The 16,884-nt window shown below is 63.3% G+C and carries 19 protein-coding genes; 4 read left to right on the top strand and 15 right to left on the bottom strand.

All coding sequences use genetic code 11. The features are described from left to right. Positions 1–30 precede the first annotated feature (30 nt). From PLN84_RS01170 to PLN84_RS01120, 11 genes are read right to left on the bottom strand one after another with little or no spacing between them, the layout of a single operon-like run. Positions 31–1,116 (bottom strand): DegT/DnrJ/EryC1/StrS family aminotransferase, encoded by a 1,086-nt coding sequence (locus PLN84_RS01170; protein WP_292384027.1) that lies wholly within the window; start codon positions 1,114–1,116, stop codon positions 31–33. Next, a complete protein-coding gene (locus tag PLN84_RS01165) occupies positions 1,113–1,712 on the bottom strand; it encodes a DapH/DapD/GlmU-related protein (protein WP_292383922.1) in 600 nt (199 codons plus the stop codon). The genes PLN84_RS01170 and PLN84_RS01165 overlap by 4 nt, the downstream gene beginning before the upstream one ends. Beyond that, positions 1,709–3,448, bottom strand: coding sequence for a glutamine--fructose-6-phosphate transaminase (isomerizing) (glmS, locus tag PLN84_RS01160; protein WP_292383924.1), 1,740 nt, complete (start codon positions 3,446–3,448; stop codon positions 1,709–1,711). The genes PLN84_RS01165 and glmS overlap by 4 nt, the downstream gene beginning before the upstream one ends. Further along, positions 3,449–4,603 (bottom strand): bifunctional sugar-1-phosphate nucleotidylyltransferase/acetyltransferase, encoded by a 1,155-nt coding sequence (glmU, locus tag PLN84_RS01155; protein ID WP_348531862.1) that lies wholly within the window; start codon positions 4,601–4,603, stop codon positions 3,449–3,451. 1 nt (position 4,604) lies between these two features. After that, positions 4,605–5,804, bottom strand: a complete 1,200-nt coding sequence (glmU, locus tag PLN84_RS01150) for a bifunctional sugar-1-phosphate nucleotidylyltransferase/acetyltransferase (protein ID WP_292383927.1) — start codon at positions 5,802–5,804, stop codon at positions 4,605–4,607. Positions 5,805–5,808: 4 nt separating this feature from the next. Next, complete coding sequence (locus PLN84_RS01145) at positions 5,809–7,065, bottom strand: phosphopentomutase/phosphoglucosamine mutase (RefSeq protein ID WP_300019943.1); 1,257 nt, start codon at positions 7,063–7,065, stop codon at positions 5,809–5,811. A gap of 37 nt (positions 7,066–7,102) precedes the next feature. Further along, on the bottom strand, positions 7,103–7,708 hold the full coding sequence (locus PLN84_RS01140) for a hypothetical protein (RefSeq protein ID WP_292383932.1): 606 nt from the start codon (positions 7,706–7,708) through the stop codon (positions 7,103–7,105). Beyond that, positions 7,705–8,319 (bottom strand): cyclase family protein, encoded by a 615-nt coding sequence (locus PLN84_RS01135; RefSeq protein ID WP_292383933.1) that lies wholly within the window; start codon positions 8,317–8,319, stop codon positions 7,705–7,707. The genes PLN84_RS01140 and PLN84_RS01135 overlap by 4 nt, the downstream gene beginning before the upstream one ends. Continuing rightward, positions 8,316–8,981, bottom strand: coding sequence for a protein-L-isoaspartate(D-aspartate) O-methyltransferase (locus PLN84_RS01130; protein ID WP_292383935.1), 666 nt, complete (start codon positions 8,979–8,981; stop codon positions 8,316–8,318). The genes PLN84_RS01135 and PLN84_RS01130 overlap by 4 nt, the downstream gene beginning before the upstream one ends. 13 nt (positions 8,982–8,994) lie before the next feature. After that, on the bottom strand, positions 8,995–10,107 hold the full coding sequence (locus PLN84_RS01125) for a SufD family Fe-S cluster assembly protein (protein WP_348531861.1): 1,113 nt from the start codon (positions 10,105–10,107) through the stop codon (positions 8,995–8,997). Continuing rightward, complete coding sequence (locus tag PLN84_RS01120; RefSeq protein ID WP_292383938.1) at positions 10,092–10,823, bottom strand: ABC transporter ATP-binding protein; 732 nt, start codon at positions 10,821–10,823, stop codon at positions 10,092–10,094. Before PLN84_RS01120 ends, PLN84_RS01125 begins: the two co-directional genes overlap by 16 nt. 454 nt (positions 10,824–11,277) lie before the next feature. Between PLN84_RS01120 and PLN84_RS01115 the strand changes: the two genes are divergently transcribed. Next, positions 11,278–12,165, top strand: a complete 888-nt coding sequence (locus tag PLN84_RS01115; RefSeq protein WP_292383939.1) for a site-specific DNA-methyltransferase — start codon at positions 11,278–11,280, stop codon at positions 12,163–12,165. Between the two features lie 13 nt (positions 12,166–12,178). On the opposite strand, the gene PLN84_RS01110 is transcribed toward PLN84_RS01115, so the two are convergent. Continuing rightward, on the bottom strand, positions 12,179–12,949 hold the full coding sequence (locus tag PLN84_RS01110) for a TIGR01458 family HAD-type hydrolase (RefSeq protein ID WP_292383940.1): 771 nt from the start codon (positions 12,947–12,949) through the stop codon (positions 12,179–12,181). Positions 12,950–13,082: 133 nt separating this feature from the next. Between PLN84_RS01110 and PLN84_RS01105 the strand changes: the two genes are divergently transcribed. From PLN84_RS01105 to PLN84_RS01095, 3 genes are all read left to right on the top strand, one after another. Next, positions 13,083–13,346 (top strand): hypothetical protein, encoded by a 264-nt coding sequence (locus tag PLN84_RS01105; RefSeq protein ID WP_292383941.1) that lies wholly within the window; start codon positions 13,083–13,085, stop codon positions 13,344–13,346. 315 nt (positions 13,347–13,661) lie between these two features. Then, a complete protein-coding gene (locus PLN84_RS01100) occupies positions 13,662–14,630 on the top strand; it encodes a ribonuclease H-like domain-containing protein (protein ID WP_292383942.1) in 969 nt (322 codons plus the stop codon). A gap of 50 nt (positions 14,631–14,680) precedes the next feature. Then, positions 14,681–15,307: an archaemetzincin family Zn-dependent metalloprotease gene (locus PLN84_RS01095; RefSeq protein ID WP_292383944.1), complete on the top strand. Its 627-nt coding sequence runs from the start codon at positions 14,681–14,683 to the stop codon at positions 15,305–15,307. Between the two features lie 401 nt (positions 15,308–15,708). Here PLN84_RS01095 and PLN84_RS01090 read toward each other — a convergent pair whose 3' ends face one another. The 3 genes from PLN84_RS01090 to PLN84_RS01080 all read right to left on the bottom strand — a co-directional run bounded on the left by PLN84_RS01090 (position 15,709) and on the right by PLN84_RS01080 (position 16,658). Beyond that, positions 15,709–15,915, bottom strand: a complete 207-nt coding sequence (locus tag PLN84_RS01090) for a helix-turn-helix transcriptional regulator (RefSeq protein ID WP_292383945.1) — start codon at positions 15,913–15,915, stop codon at positions 15,709–15,711. Positions 15,916–15,958: 43 nt separating this feature from the next. Beyond that, positions 15,959–16,345: a hypothetical protein gene (locus PLN84_RS01085; protein ID WP_292383946.1), complete on the bottom strand. Its 387-nt coding sequence runs from the start codon at positions 16,343–16,345 to the stop codon at positions 15,959–15,961. Positions 16,346–16,457: 112 nt separating this feature from the next. Beyond that, on the bottom strand, positions 16,458–16,658 hold the full coding sequence (locus tag PLN84_RS01080) for a hypothetical protein (RefSeq protein WP_292383947.1): 201 nt from the start codon (positions 16,656–16,658) through the stop codon (positions 16,458–16,460). Positions 16,659–16,884 lie beyond the last annotated feature (226 nt).

The raw sequence follows: 16,884 nt of genomic DNA, 5'->3' as shown, positions 1-16,884 counted from the left end.
ATTGTGAGCGACATGTCCGGGATTAACAGTTCACTGCAGTCCTCGGATCACATCGCAGATACAGGCCAGTTCGTCGTCCGTCACCGAGGGGTGGACCGGCAGGCTCACGACCGATGCCGCAAGGTCGTCTGCGACCGGGCAGGAAGGGTTTTCGCCCTGGTAGACCGGCTGCCGGTTGACAGGGATGGGGTAATGGACGGCGGTCCCGATCCCCCGCTCGGAAAGAGCGGTCATGAACGCGTCCCTCGAGAGCGGGTAGCCAGCGGGGAGCCTCACCACGTACTGGTGGTAGACGTGCCGGACGCCCGGCGCAACGTGAGGAGTGACGAGCCCCGTGCCTGCCAGATGCCGGTCGAGGTAGCGAGCGTTGTAGATCCTCCGCTCGTTGAATCCCTCGACCCGCTCGACCTGCACGAGGCCGATGGCGGCGGCGATGTTCGTCATCCGGTAGTTGTAGCCGATGACGGTATGGAGGTATTTTTTGCTCTGCCCGTGGTTGATGAGGAGCCGGACCTTCTCCGCAAGGAGGTCGTCGTCGGTCGTGACCATGCCCCCTTCACCGGTGGTCATGTTCTTCGTCGGGTAGAACGAGAAGCAGCCAATGTCGGCGAGGCTCCCCGCCCGCTTCCCGTGATACTCCGCACCGTGTGCCTGGGCCGCGTCCTCGATGAGGACGAGGTCGCGGTCCTCGCAGATCTCGCGGACGGCGGCGACGTCGAACGGCTGCCCAAAGAGGTGGACCCCGATGACCGCCCGGGTCTCGGGCCGGATGAGGTTTTCGACCGACTCCGGGTCGATGTTGAATGTCGCGGGATCGACGTCTGCAAAAAGCGGCGTCGCCCCGCACATCGAGACCGCGGACGCCGTCGCAAAGAACGTGAACGCCGGCACGACCACCGAGTTCCCCGGCCCGACGCCGGCGACAAGGAGGGCCGCATGGAGCGCCGTCGTCCCTGAGTTGACGCCAATCCCGTGGGCAGCACCGCAGTACTCCGCAAACCGCGACTCAAACTCCGTGACGACCGATCCCTGGGCCAGCATCCCCGACCGCATCACGCGGGCGACGGCCTCGACCTCCTCCTCCCCGACGAGCGGTCGGGCGATGGGGATCTTCACCGGCACCGCCTTGCCTCCGCGGGCAGCGGCCGGAACCGTGCCGGCGCACCGACCGCGAGCACCCCCGGTGGGACGTCCTTTGTCACCACCGCACCGGCGGCGACGAACGCTCCCTCGCCGACGACGACGCCGGGGAGGATCGTCGCGTTCGCACCGATGACGGCGTCGTCCCCGATCACCGGACCGCGGAGAGACTCGTGGGGGCCCGGGGGGTAGCGGTCGTTTGTCAGCACGGCGTTCGGGCCGACAAAGACCCGGTTGCCGATCCGGGCGCCGGTAGGAATATAGACCAGGCTCTGGAGGCGGACATCGTCACCGATCGTGCAGTCACCCTCGACCACCGCCGCCGTCCCGATCGCGACGCGGTCCCCGATGGTCGTCTTCTCGCGGATCAACACATTATGGCCGGTCTGGAACTCCTCGCCGATCGTCACGTCGCAGTAGACGATGGTCCCCGACCGGAGGACCGCGTTCCTCCCGATGGTGGCACCCGGGTAGCCTTTCTCGCCGATCCGGTCGCGGGACGGAAACCCGATGGTCACCGGCTCGAATATCACCGCCCCCTCGCCGAGGGCGTTACGTCCATATTCTATCATTCAACGGTCACGCTCTTTGCCAGGTTCCGCGGTTTGTCGACGTCCCGCTGCAACGCGCATGCCGTGTGGTAAGCGAGCAGCTGGAGGGTGACCGACGCGGTCAGCACCTGCACCAGAAGGTGTGTGTTCGGGATGGGGATGAAGATGTCCGTTATCTCAGCGAGCTCCGTATCGCCGGCAACGCCGAGCGCGATGACCGGGGCTTTGCGGGCTTTCATCTCCTTGATGTTCGAAGCCATAACATCGTAGGTCGGTCCGGGGGTGCAGATGGCGACCACCGGCGTCTCCTCCGTGAGGAGGGCGAACGGCCCGTGCTTGAGTTCTCCCGCCGCATACCCCTCGGCGTGGACGTAACTGATCTCCTTCATCTTCAAGGCGCCCTCCATCGAGACCGGATAGAACGCCCCTCTTCCCACGAAGAAGACGTGCTCGGCCTTTGAACAGAGGGTGACCGCCTCCTTGATCTCGCCGAGGAGAACATCGCTGATAGCGAGGTGCGCATGAGAGAGGACATCGTCGAAGACGCCCTCGCACCGGGCGTTGAGGATCTGCATCAACGCAGCAAGCTGCGCCGTGTAGGACTTGGTTGCGGCGACGCCGATCTCAGGGCCGGCCCGCATAAGCAGGGTCTCGTCTGCGATACGGGTGACCGTGCTCCCCTGCATGTTGGTGATGGCAAGCGTGGGGCAGTTGCGAGCTTTCGCCATCTTTAAGGCGGCGATCGTATCCGCGGTCTCTCCTGACTGGGAGACCGCGATCACGAGACCGTGGAGGGGCGGGGTGAAGTACTTGAACTCCGACCCCATCTCGACCCGCACCGGTATACAGCAGAGCGATTCCGCCAGGTACTTGAAGATCAGGGCGGTGTGATACGACGTCCCGCACGCAACGAGGGTGATATCGTCGACCTCCGTGACCATCTGCCGCACCTTATCGTCGATACCGGCCCGGATGGTCTCGTAGAAGGACTGGGGCTGCTCGTAGATCTCCTTTAACATATAGTGAGCGAACCCACCCTTCCGGGTATCCTCGACGCACCAGTTAATCAGTTCGACCGGGCGCTCCACCTTCTCGCCACCATGAAAGATGGTGAAACTGCCGGGCCTGATGTCGGCGACGTCGCCGTCTTCCAGGTAGATAACGCGCTCGGTGTACTCGAGGAGCGGCGTCATATCCGAGGCAGCAAAGACCTCGGCATCGCCGATGCCGAGAACGAGCGGGCTCGCGTCGCGGGCGGCGACGATCCTCTGCGTATTCTCCGCGATCGCGAGGAGGGCATAGGAACCTTTGAGCAGGGGGAGGGTCGCGTTGACCGCACTGAGGAGGTCTCCGTCGTAGTGCTCCTCGATGAGGTGGGCGATCACCTCGGTATCGGTCTCGGACCGAAACGTGTGGCCGCGCCCTTCGAGCTGTCGTTTCAGTTCTCTGTAGTTCTCGATGACCCCGTTATGCACCACGGCGATCTTATCCATGCAGTCCGTATGTGGGTGGGCGTTGATGTCGTTGGGTTCGCCGTGCGTGGCCCACCGGGTGTGTCCGATCCCCGTGCACCCGTGCAGATCGGCGGCCCCGGCCTCGCCGTCCGAGATTCGGCCCGTCTTCTTGTAGACCTCGATCGCGCTCCCGACCGTTGCGAGCCCAAACGAGTCGTAGCCCCGGTACTCTAGCCGCTTCAATCCCTGGATCAGGATTGGTGTCGCCTCCCGTCTACCGATGTAGCCGACAATTCCGCACATCTACATCACCCGGGTGGCGTCCTCGATGAGACCACTCACTGTCTTCCCCTCCTCGATGATAACATTGTTACCTGCAATACAGTTTTTAAATGTTGTGAATGGTGCCGCACGGACCCCTTCACCGAGGACTGCGCCGAACTCCTCCTTCTGGACCCGGCCCCCGACCTCAATGAAACTCGCCGACGGGTAGGTGGTGGTGTGGTCGGCGAGGATGCACCCCTGGCCGAAAACCGCCGAGACGATCCGCGAGTGTGACCCGATCTTGACGTCGCCCATGATGAGGGAGTCGGCGACGTAGGTGAACGGCTCAAGCACCACCCTATCGCCGATGCTCACGTCCGGCATGATGACGCAGTTCGGGCCGATGTTGCAGTTGTTTCCGATGGTGACGGGACCGTAGATCACGGTGTTCGGGCCGACGGTCGTCCCGGCGCCGATATGCACGGTGCCCCGGCGGATGACGGATGCGTCGACCATCCCGCCGATCTCGGGCGTGATCCCCCTGAGCATCCGGCTGTTGAGCTTCAGGAGGTCCCAGGGATAGATGGCATCCTGCCAGTCGTCCGCCGGGATCGCCCGTATCCGCTTGCCCGTCGCGATCATGGCGGCGAGGGCGTCGGGGATCTCGGTTGTATGGAGGTAGGAGAAGACATCGGGTGTGAACGAGTAGATCCCGGTCGATACCGTGAACGTCGGGGCATCCTCGGGCTTTTCGATGATCTCGCGGACGAGACCGTTCCTGATCACCACGACCCCGAAGTTCGAGGGGTTCGGGTGCTCGGCGACGAGCATGGCGTTCCGCTCCCTCTTGATCCGGGCTATCGACTCCGCGTTGATGTAGTTGTCGCCGGGGAGGACCAGAAAGTCGTCCGTGATCTCGGTCTGGGCCGCCCGGAGGGCGTCGGCGGTGCCGAGCTGCCGCTCCTGCACGGCGACCTGGATGGGGGCGTCGAGCCTGTTCAAGTGCCGGATGACGTCCTCCTTGCGGTAGCCGACCACCACCACGATGTCCCGGATCCCGTTCTCGAGGAGGGCGTCGATGACGTACTCGATGATCGGCCGGTTCGCGACCGGAAGCATGGCTTTGGGCTTGCTCCGGGTCAGCGGCCGGAGGCGGCTCCCTTCTCCCGCTGCTAAAATGACTGCCTGCATCATATCACCTGATGATCGATCCTTCCTCGATACATCCCTCTACGAGGGAGTGGGGGGCGATCCTCGCATTGCTACCGATGAGGCTCCCGACGTTGACCGAGCAGTTGATCCCGAAGAGGACGTTGTCGCCGATGATGGCGCCGAACTTCCGCCGGCCGGTCGTCTTCCCGCAGACCTTCACCGGCCCGTTATCGTGCCGGAGGTTTGCGACCTTGGTGCCCGCCCCGAAATTGCACCCGCTTCCGACGATGCTGTCGCCGATGTAGTTGAAGTGCGGGACCTTCGTCCCCGGCATGATGATGGAGTTCTTGATCTCGGTCGAGTGCCCGATGTGGCAGCCGTCGCCGATAGCAGTCGAGCCCCGGATGTAAGCGTGGGGGCCGATGACGCAGTTCTCGCCGATGGTGCAGGCTCCCTCGATGTAGGTCCCGGCCCGGATCACCGTTCCTTTCCCGATGCTGACCCCCTCCGGGATGGTGCACCCGTCTTCGACGGTACCGCACTGTTCGTGGTGCATCGAGGAGAGGAGCGCTTCGTTTGCATCCAGGAGGTCCCACGGTTGTCCGACGTCGAGCCAGTAATCCAGCGGGTATCCGGTGAGCGTCCCGTCCCTGATGTAGGTCTCGAGGGCATCGGTCAGTTCGAACTCCCCGCGGCCGGAGACTTTAATCCCGGTCAGGAGGTCAAAGATGCCGGGGTCAAAGAGGTAGGCACCAGCGTTGATCAGGTTGCTCTTGGGGTGCTCCGACTTCTCCTCGAGACCGGTGATACGGCTCCCTTCCACGGTCACCACGCCATAGTCCTGTGGGTGGTCCGTCTCGTGGATCCCGACGCACGGGGCACTCCCCCGGCAGAGTTCCCTGATATCGTCCTTTTTGAGGACCATGTCGCCGTTTAAGAGGAGGAACCGGTCGTTGACCATTCCTGCCGTAGCCCGCAGGGCGTCTGCGGTACCGAGCTGGTGCCGCTGGGTCACGTAGGTTATCTTCACCCCGAGGGCGCTGCCGTCCCCGAAGTGGTTCCGAATCTCCCGCTCGAAGTAGCCGACGACGAAGATGAAGTCGGTGATCCCCGCATCGCGGGCCGCGATAACCAGGTGTTCCATCATCGGGCGGTTGGCGATAGGGAGCATCACCTTCGGGCGCCGGGCGGTCAGCGGGCGCATCCGTTTCCCCTCTCCTGCTGCAAGTACGACACACTGCATAGACTTACTCCAGACTCCGTTTCGCTCGCTCCAGGGCGGCCTGTCCCAGATCGAGCATCTCTTTCGCTTTCTCGCGCGTCCTTCCCTCGGCCGTGATCCGGACCTTCGGTTCGGTCCCGCTTGCCCGGACCAGGTACCAGCCGTCTTCGTCCTCGAACCGGACCCCGTGGGTCGGTTCGTCGGCTCCCATCGCCGTCATAACCTCGCGGGGCGATCCGATGCGGTAGGACTCCCGAAGGAGGGTGTACCTCGACATCCGGTCGAGTTCCTCTGCAATCGACCACTCGGACGCGATCTCGCAGAGGAGGGCCGCGGCGTAGATCCCGTCCGGGCAGAAGGAGTGTTCGGGGAATATCCAGCTTCCCGACGCCTCGCCGCCGAAATCTCCCCAGGAGAGGAGTTCCTCGGAGACGAAACTGTCGCCGACGGGGGTGCGGTGGACCTCCGCGACCTCCTCGATCGCCATCGAGGCGTCGACGGTGGTGACGACGCGCTTCCGGTCGAGGTACTTCGCAAAGAGCATCAGGAGGTGGTCCCCGTCGATGTAGCGGCCCCGCTCGTCGAAGGCCATCATCCGGTCGGCGTCGCCGTCGTGGATGATCGCACATGCGGCCTCCCGCTTCCGGACAAGCTCCCCGATGTAGGGGAGGTTCGCCTCGAGCGGCTCCGAAGGCCGGGCAAACCGGCCGGAGACGTTGCAGTTCAGCCCGACGACGGTCACCCCCGCCGCTGCAAGGAGGTCGGGGCTGACGACACCTCCCGCACCGTTGCCGCAGTCGAGCACGACCCTGATCGGTCGCGAGAGGCTTATCCGGTCGAGGATTGCGTCCCGGTGCGCATCAACCGCATCGGTAGGAAGGACGCGCCCCTGCTCGTCCCAGCTCTTCCAGTGGGAACTCCTGAGCGCCTCCTCGATCGCTGTCTGCTGCCGGAGGGTGAACGACGAGCCGTCGGGGTTGAGCAGTTTTACCCCGTTGTAGGACTCGGGGTTATGCGAGGCGGTGATCATGCACCCTGCGTCCACGTACCCTGTCGCGTGTGCGACCGTCGGGGTGGGCGCGATGCCGCAGGTGTAGACGGTTGCACCGGCCGAGAGCATCCCGGCGATGATGCAGTGTTCCAGTAACTCGCTGGTCGTGCGGGTATCCCTGCCCACGACGACGCCCGATGCGCCGCCTGCAGTGGCTGCTCCTATGCGGAGCGCGAGATCGACGAGACCGGGGTCAAATTCCCGCCGGATTCCGGAAGAGCCGAAAAGCATACTCCTGTATACTCATTTCTTCCCTAAAAAAAGGTATTCATCGGCCGTGAGGGCACCAGTGTTCGAGATTTATGTGGGCACTGACCCCGGCGGTCGACGGCCCGAGGAAGATCATCCGCTTCCGTCCCCGGTACTCGTCGATGCAGGCGACCCCCGCGTCGGTCGTCATGCCGTCGCCGGCGACCAGGAAGAGATCGGCCGCTTCCGGCGAGTCGACCACCTGATTCCCGAGGGCCCGCTCGAGGACCGGCATCGGGCCGACGAGGTAGACGCATTTTCCGGCGACCTCGCGGGAGAGTTCCGCAAGGCAGGGGCCGTAGCAGTCGGGGGTGCAGGGGCGGAGTTTCCGCGAGAGGCAGAGGAACGCCGAGACGGCGTTGACGATCGCGCCCGCCGCCGCTCGTTGTTTCTGGTTTGCGAGCGGTGCGCCGAACATGAATGAGATCCGGGTGTTGGCCCGGACGGGTTCGCTCGTGATGAACTGTCCCCGCTTCCCGCCGAAATGCCCCTCCATCGGGACCCCTTTCGGGTATTGGCAGACATCTGCGTCGTAGTTCACCCTGAGCGTCACGATCCCGTCCTCGCACCCGCTGTCCGCGAGGATCGTCTCGAGTTTTCCTATAGCATCGTGCCAGAACGTCACGTCAATTCCTCCTTATCCCGGAGGATCGCCCGAACAGGCGACCCGTCCGCGCCTTTGATCCGCAACGGGAGCGCTGCCATGCAGTATTCTCCTTCCGGGACCGCCGCAAGATCGAGGAGTTCGAGGATGACCATCTCGCTCCCGAGCAGCAGTCGGTGGACCGAGCCGTCGCCGTTAAACTCCTCAATCGACGGGGTGTCGGTGCCAAGGCAGGTGATCCCGGCCTCGACGAGGACTTCTGCCGCCTCGAGGGAGAGCCCCGGGTACCCGGGATCGAACTCCTGCCGTCCCGAGAACCAGGTCTTTAAGAGGAGCGTCCGGGTGCCGGAAAGGCGGCCGGCGAGGTGGCCGGGACCGATGATCCCTTCCGCATCGCTGCAGTCGAGCACCTGCGCCGGTCCTGCGAGCCTCTCGGGCGGGATTGCATCGACCGTCAGCCCGCCCTCGAGGTAATGAGACGGGGCGTCGATGTGCGTTCCCGTGTGGGTCGCGAGGGTCATCTCTGTCACCCGGTACTGCCCGTTGTCGATCTCGTTGAACCGGGGCCGGATATCCCCCGGGTAGATGAGGGTATCCTCAGAGAGGGGACGGGTGATGTCGTAGACCGTCACAGGCCGTCCTCTCCCCGCCACCCAAACTGCCCGATCAGCGGCACGAAGCAGACGCCGCCGAGCGGGATCTTCTCCACCCTGCCCTCGCGCTTGACGAGTTTGATGAGGTCCTGGCAGTCCCGCGGCCCGACGGGAGCGATCAGCCGCCCGCCTTCGGCGAGCTGTGTTACCAGGGGGTCGGGGATGTCGGGCGATGCGGCCGTGACGACGATGGCGTTGTAGGGCGCCTCCGGCGGATACCCCTCCGTGCCGTCGCCGACGACGACCGTAACGCCGGTGACTCCCGCCCGGGCGAGGTTCTGTTGCGCCCGGTCGGCGAGGTCCGGGAGGCGCTCGATCGAGATGACCGTCCCGGCGAGTTCAGCGAGGAGTGCGGACTGGTAGCCGCTGCCGGTCCCGATCTCGAGTACCCGGTCCTCTGGCGACAGAGCGAGTTGTTCGGTCATGACGGCGACGATGTAGGGCTGAGAGATGGTCTGCCCCTCCCCGATGGGAAGCGGCCGGTCCTCGTAGGCGGCACGCTCAAAGCCCTTCGGCACGAAAAAGTGGCGCGGGATCTTCTCCATCGCGGCAAGCACCCGCTCGTCCCTGACCCCCCGGGCCCGGATCTGGAACTCCACCATCTCCTCGCGCTCTTTCCGGCAGGGATCGGCCTCTGTCATACCCTCTCACGAATCAGAATCCTGATTCAGCTTTATCGATCGCGGCATCGATCTGAGTCTGCAGGACTGCAGGCAGACCGCTGATCTTTACATCCAGGAACCCGCGTATAATGGTTGCGGTAGCCTCCTCCTCGGAGAGTCCCCGGGCCATGAGGTACTCGATCTCGTGGCGAGCGATCTTACCGACCGCGGCCTCGTGAGAGAGTTCGGTGCCGGTCAGGGTCCCTTCGATCTCGGGGATGGCGTGGATGATGCCGTCTTTTAAGATCAGGCCCTTGCACTCGATGTGGCCCCGGGTGTTGTCCTTCTCGCCGAGGATGTGACCCCGTGAGATGACCTTGCCGCCGGTGGTGATTGCCCGGGTGATGAGTTCGGTGCTTGTGTGCTCGGCGGCAAGGATGGTCCGGGAACCGAGATCGAGGGTTGAACCCGGCGTCGCAACGACGATGCTCGAGAACCGGGCGACGGCGTTCTTCCCGACCAGGCGTGCCGTCGGGTACATGTTGACCTGGTTGACCGGCTGCATGCAGATGTAGTTTGAGAGGAAGGTGCCGTCCTCTTCGACGACGGTGGCGCTTCGCGGGAAGACGCTGATCCCCGGGTTCCAGTTGTGGATCATCGTGGATGTGACTTTGGCGCCTTTGCCGACGTAGATCTCGGTCACCCCGATATGCGCCCCGTGCTCCTTCTGCCAGGAACTCGCGCAACCGGAGATGATGTGAATCTCCGAGCCTTCCCGCGCGATGAAGAGGTTGTGGACGTGCTGCACCGGCTCCTCGCGGAGGAAGAGACAGGCCTGAAGGGGCATCTCGACCTTCACGCCTTCGTGGGCGATGACGACGAGGCCCTGTGGGTTCTCCTGCTTTGCCACGAACTGGGTATACTTGTCCTTATCCTTCGGAACGGCGTTCCAGTAGTAGTCCTTCACCCAGTCGTACTTCTCGAGGGCGACCTTGATGGGGAGCATCTCGATCCCCTCGGCCCCGCAGGTGGTCTGGATCACCTTCTGGTCGATCTGGAAGAAGCTCCCGCACCGGTTCTGCATCCCGACCTCAAGGCCGGTCAGGGCGAGGCGCTCCCGGTCCTTCTCCGAGAGGTGCTCCATATCGGTTACATCTGTTTGCAACGCAGACACTCTCCGTATCCCTTCTCCTTGACGACCCGCAGGATCTCGCGGGGGTTCCCGTGGCACCGGATCTGGCCGTTGATCAGTACGTGGCCCTGGTCGGCCTCGAGGTAATCGAGGATGTAGCCGGTGTGGGTGATGATGAGACCGCTCCGGCGCCGGTTGACGATGTGGACGTCTTTTTCGAGGAGGCTTGCGATCTCCTTGCCCATGAGGTTCATGTTCTCGAGGTCGACGCCGCTCTCCGGCTCGTCAAGCATGAGGAAGTCGGGCTGCTGGACCTTCAGTTGTAAGACCTCGCTCCGTTTGATCTCACCGCCGGAGAACCCGACGTTGATGTCCCGGGAAAGAAAGTGCTCCATGTTGACCGACTGCGCGAGCGCCTCTATCGCCTCTTCCCCCATGTGGGATGTGGCGGTGAGCAGTTTCCCGAGTTTCAGCCCGGAGATCGCGGGCGGGTGCTGAAACATCATGCCTATCCCGAGACGGGCCCGCTCGTGGATCGGCATCCCGGTGATATTCTGCCCTTTAAAAATGATGGATCCCGATGTTATCGTATAGCCGCCGAACCCCATGATCGCTTTGAGCAGCGTGCTCTTTCCCGAGCCGTTCGGCCCCATCAGGATATGGGTCTCCCCCTGCCCGACGTGGAGGTTGATGTCGTGGAGCACTTCGGTGTCATCCACGCTCACGTGCAAATCACTGATATCCAGCATACGACACTTCGTTTCATGTATTCGCAGGGGATGCAATTAACACTTGTCAACGGAACAGTTGCCGTTTCAGCGGCAGGAGGGTGAATAGCCGGAATAACCGAGAATTCACCAAAACCCGTGTGAATATCCGTTTTATTTGACGAACAGGTCCAGGAATGTTGGCGGATAGGGGCGGGATCGCCGGCACACTCCCGGTTCTCCACTTTCACCCCGCGCACGGCTTGCGGTTAAATACCGGCCCCACCCTGTTTCATATATGGAAAGATCTGCATTCACCACGTTTGCCTCTCTGGCTGAGCGGGCCGCCCGGTACCCGACCATCGTTCGGCGGAGCCAGATGAGTAAGTTGACATACGCCGTCACAACATCTCCGGCACCCCGCACCCCGCGTGAGGCAGAGGGTTACGCTTAACCCCTCCTGTGATCCACCGGCACCCCGGAGGGTCATGTCGGGGTGCCGTGGGAAGGCATAGCGAACCGGAAGGAGAAAAGGAAGATCCGGCGTGGCGCCGGGAGCAAGCATGCCGTATACACTCCTGAGCCTCACGCCGTCCGGCAGTTCGTAGACAGCATCATCTGCGGCGATGCCGCAGCGGTGCTCCAGGAGATCCCGGATCGGAGCGTCGACCTCGTCGTCACGTCCCCGCCTTACAACTTCGGACACCACTACGCGGACAACAACGATACCTGCGAGTGGGACGATTACTTCAGGGGGCTCAAAGCGATCTGGCAGGAGTGCTACCGTCTTCTCAAACCCGGCGGGCGGATGGCGGTCAACGTACAACCTCTCTTCTCCGATTACATCCCCACGCACCATGTCATCTCGTCACAGATCCTCGATATCGGCTTCCTCTGGAAGGCGGAGATCCTCTGGGAGAAGAATACCTATAGCGCCCGGTACACCGCCTGGGGGAGCTGGAAATCGCCGTCGATGCCGTACATGAAGTATACCTGGGAGTTCATCGAGGTCTTCGATAAGGAGACGCATAAGAAGACCGGAGAGAAAGAGAAGATCGATATCACCGGCGACGAGTTCAAAGAGTGGGTCTTTGCGAGATGGGCCTTCCCGGCGGAGGCGAGGATGCGGGATTACCGGCACCCGGCGATGTTTCCCGAGGAGCTCCCCCGGCGGGTGATCAAACTCTTCTCCTACCGGGGGGATCTGGTGCTCGATCCCTTCAACGGTGCAGGGACGACGACGCTCGTCGCCCATCGGCTTGGGCGACGGTTCATTGGCATCGATATCGTCCCGGAGTACTGCGAGACGGCCATGGCCCGGCTCCGGGGGGAGGGGATGGGGGACGGCGCCTCCTCCCCGGCCCGGTACATCGTCCGGGAGTAAGTCCGTCCTCGCCTCAGAGGTACTCCGGCAGGTCCGCAAGCGAGTCGATGACGAGGTCCGGTGTGATGCCCGACCACGCGAGCGTCTCTTCCCGGTACTTACCGGTCCTGACCTGGATCCCTCTCATTCCGCAGGCCTGGGCACCACCGATATCGGTGACGATGTCGTCGCCGACCATCGCGGCCTCTTCGGGACGCGCCCCTGTCTCTGCGAGCGCACGGAAGAAGAACGCCGGGGAGGGTTTGCCGATCACCTCTGCCTCCCTGCCGGTGGCGTACTCGAGGGCGGCCGCGAACGGGCCGGCCGAGAGCATCAACCCGTCCGACCCCATCCAGTAACGGTCTTTCTCGAGCGCGACGAGGTCTGCGCCGGAGAGGAGAAGCCGGAACGCCCGGTTCATGTTCTCGTAGGTGAACCCTTCGGCGGCGTCGGCGACCACGACGGCGTCGGGGTTCTCCTCGACCGCCCGGATGCCCGCGCCCTCAAAGTCGGTCCGGGCGTCGGAGGTGGTGAGGAGGAAGCAGCGTGTCCGGCCTCCTTCCTTGAGGTGTGCCGCGGCGGCGACCGGGGCGGTGATGACCCAGGCCTCCGGGATGGTGTAGCCGAGGCTTTCCAGCCGGCGGGCAACTGAGGCGCGGGAGCGGCGGGTGGTGTTCGAGACGAACCGGTAGGGTATTCCCCGCCGGTCGAGTTCCCGGAGTGCCCGGTCTGCACCCTCGATCGGCCGGTCGCCGACGTAGAGGACACCGTCGATATCGATCAGGAACGCGTGTATGGCGGTCATGGCTCTCTCTGATTGTTGCCCGTAAAAGTATTTACGTGGTAGCCGGTGGGCGCAGCACCCGGATAACCGTATTGTGCGTTGTGGTGCATCCGCACCGACCAGGAAACCATCACGGGCAGCAGGAGGCAACGATATGGACGTATTCGAACGGATTCCGGTAGATGTGCGGTGGAAGCTGGCCGCCCGGGAGTTCTCCGGGCTGCCGCCCGCCTACCGCAGGGCTATCCGCGACGGCGCCGACGACCTGCTCTACAACGAGATTGAGCGGGCGGTGTGGCAGGTGCAGAGCAGGAATGTCGGCGTCATCGCCCGCGCCTTCTGGATGCCGACCGGCGGCGACACGGGTGCTCTTCGGTCCCGAGTACCGGTACGAGGTCCGGGAATCCCTGTTCGGTGAGGCGCTCCTGACCGTCAGGAAGTGCGCGATGGCAGCGAAGGCAGGCGAGCAGGGAGAGGATCCTATCGCCGTCTGTAACGCCTGCCACGCGTATGCGAACGCTGCGGTGGCCGGTCTGAACCCGAACTACACGCTGAAATACCGGAGCAGCATCTGCAGCGGTGATGCCGGAGGCAGGTTCCCGTTCACTTTCGCGACGCGGCGGTTACATTTGAATGCCGGGAGGCACAACTCTCTGTCGGCAGAATGGCTTACCCGTTCAATCAGGGATGGCGCGATGGCCCGTGCAGGAGCACCCCGTCCGGGTGGGAGCGCATGCCACCGTCGCTCTCCGACTACGAGCGGGCCCGGCACCTCCACGACGGCCTCATTGCAACGAACCGGAACCGGAGGGTCGAGGACGTCTTCTGCGGCCGTGAGGTTGCCTCTCCTGCCGGCACATGCTACGTCATCGAGTCCCGGTCCGCCGTGGGCCTCAACGGCCGGGACCCGGACCGGGCGGCCTCGGCGGTCCTTGCCGACCTCACGCTCGTTCCCGGGATCGGTGAGGCGACCGGACGAAGGCTGGAGCGGCAGGGTTACCGGACGGTCGCCGACCTTGCCCGGCACCCGCTCTACTGCCGGGACGCCGCACGGCTCCTTCATGCGGTGGAACAGGGGGATACCCGCGGCCTTGCGGAGTGGATCGGGCGGCGGCACCGGCGCTCCGATCCGCTCATCCTCGAGCTCAGCCGGTTTCATGATGCCGGAGACCTTCTCTTCCTGGATATCGAGACACTGGGGCTCTTTGCCCGGCCGGTCATCCTCATTGGCCTTGGCCGGCTCGAACAGGGGTCGCTCACCGTTCGCCAGTACCTGCTCCGCTCTGTCGGGGAGGAGGCGGCGGCGCTCACCGCTCTTGTCCCATACCTGGAAGCGGACGGGGCGGCCCTTGTCACGTTCAACGGCAGGGCGTTCGATCTCCCCTATATCGGCGAGCGGCTCACCCGCCACGGCATCCCGGCAGACCTGGCCCTGCCGCACTTCGATATCCTCTACCCCGCACGCAGGCGCTGGAGGGGAACGTTCGGGTCCTGCCGCCTCTGTGCGCTTGAGACCGGAGTTCTCGGTATTGAGCGGGAGGATGATATTCCGAGCCGGGTGGTTCCGGAGTTCTATGAGTCCTACCGCCGGACCAACAACCCCGGCCCGCTCGTCCCGGTGGTGGAGCATAACCGGCAGGACATCGTCTCGCTCGCACGGCTCTTCGGTCTTCTTAGAGGGGATGGTGATCGCGGTTCCTGACCGGTATCATCAAGTCCCCACCGGTCGGTACGCTGCGCGGGAGTGCCTGCATGAGTATCGTCCTTGTTCCTATCGGGAGGGTCAATCCGGCGGAGATGAGGTGGCTCCAGGAGTCCTTGAAGGAGTACTTCTCCGCAGACGTGGTGGTCGGGAAGAGGATCCCGCTTGCTGCAACCGCGTGGAACCCGGCCCGCAGCCAGTATGACGCTGAGATGGTGCTTGAGTCCCTCCTGCTCTCCGGCGAGGCCGCCGGGTGTGACCGGGCACTGGGTGTCACCGACGCCGATCTCTACCTGGCGGGCATGAACTTCGTCTTCGGGATTGCGAACCGCGGAATCGCCATCATATCCCAGCACCGCCTCAGGCAATCGTTCTACAACCTCCCGGAGGACCCCGGCATCTTTCGGCGCCGGGCCGTCGTGGAGGCGGTGCACGAGCTCGGCCACACCTTCGGGCTCGCCCATTGCGAGAATCCCCGGTGTGCCATGCACTTCTCGAATACCATCGCAGATACCGACCGGAAGGGGCCGGCATTTTGCCCGGTCTGCCGATCGTGGGTCGCGACGGTCCGGAACTCCGGCAGGCCGGATCGGGCCGGTGCCCCGAGATGCGGCGTCGGTGGGGAGGGGCCGACAGAGGGGAATGAAATGGCACGATTCTCTCGAAAACCGGAATGATCATTCCCGGGCGCCGCGCTCATCCCGAATGATCGGGACATCGTCATAAATTATCTTCGGGATGTAATAAAAACTATTTTTTTGAGATTAAGCAAAAATTTGAGGTTAATCAGGAATCGGGAATTAAATTAAAGAAATTCAAAATCATAATGCTTTTATTCTTCTATTCCTAACGTAAAAAATGCCCCCAATACATTTTTGCGTTCCTCAGTTGGTTTTGTTGTCGTCGTCCTCCGGGTGGAGATCCGCTCTCCTGCCCGGTGCCGGGCAGCCATCGGGAAACGTCACCTCCAACCCGTAATCGGGTTCGTCCGTCTTTCAACGGCGTTCTGGCATCATGGTCGTGGGTCTCAGGGTAGTTGACGCTGCGTATCCCGCTCAGTCCAGGACCGTGCGTCCGGTCACGCCAGGTCCTCCTCCTCGAATGTGAAGACCTCCTCGATGGTGGAGCCGAGCGTCCGGGCCACCTTGTAGGCGAGTTTTAGGGAGGGGTTGTACTTCCCCTTCTCGAGGAAGACAATCGTCTCCCGCCGGACCCCGACCTGTTGCGCCAGTTCCTCCTGGGTGAGCCCCGCCTTCGCCCGGAGCTCCTTGATCCGGGTCTTCACCCGGCGTCCCCCTTCCGGAGCCGGATTATCGTGCTTGTTCTTCTCATGCTACGTCCCCCTGCCGGAAGAAGTACCACTGGAAGATGCGGGCCGAGAGCCCCATCAGCAGGATGGTCGAGAGGAGCACGCTATCGACCGTGAGGGCAAGGACACCGAGGTAGTCCACCCAGAAGAGGACCGCGAGGAAGATGAGGGTGAGGAACCAGGACCAGGAGATACCGTATGCACCGATCCTCTGTATCCGCTCATCCTTCTCCGGCTCGTCACGGAACCTCCAGTGCCGCACGGCGGCCACCATGAGGATCACGAGGCCGATCGTCACCAGGACCGAGGAGAACACTTCCATCCCGCTCGTGAGAAACGGGAGGAGGAGCCCGGCAGTTGCGATAATCGCTCCCGCCGCAATCTGTACCGCGTATCGCGTCTTCATCACGTCACCTGTTATCTATACCTAACATTGTGTTGGAATAATATAACTTTTACGGGTGGGGAGGCAGGGGGACGGGCCGGCCCCACACAGGGGTCTGCCCTCTAGTTGCACTTCAACGGCAGGAGACCAGAACCCCACGTAAACAGGCCGGAGCATGAACACTGAAGGTGTGAGCGAGGAGGCGCGGAGCGCCGGGCGGTGGGGGCCAGTGGATCTGCCGGGCGCTCCAGTGGATGGAGGCGCAGGACGCGATGGTTCGTGAGTGCGACTGCCTGTAGGGCAGGAGTTCGAGCACCGTCAGGTGCGTAATCACGGAGAATCCGTGCCCGGGCGTGACCCCGGAAATCAGATCGGCATCCTCTTTTTTCTCCGCGCCCCGGCCTCTGACATACGATGACCGCGGTCCAGTTGCTCTGACCGCCCCCACCCCAATCCACCTTCCCTCCGCCAACCGCTACCGCAAATGCCCCGACAGAACCTGCCCATCCGACCATGTGCGAAGTCTGAAGTGTCTGCCGGCGTCGGGAAGGCCGGGGAGG

It is taken from the genome of Methanoculleus sp. (genome assembly GCF_035363275.1).
Taxonomy (GTDB): domain Archaea; phylum Halobacteriota; class Methanomicrobia; order Methanomicrobiales; family Methanoculleaceae; genus Methanoculleus.
Note: the sequence above shows the minus strand (reverse complement) of the source record. Positions and strands in the feature narration are given on the sequence as shown.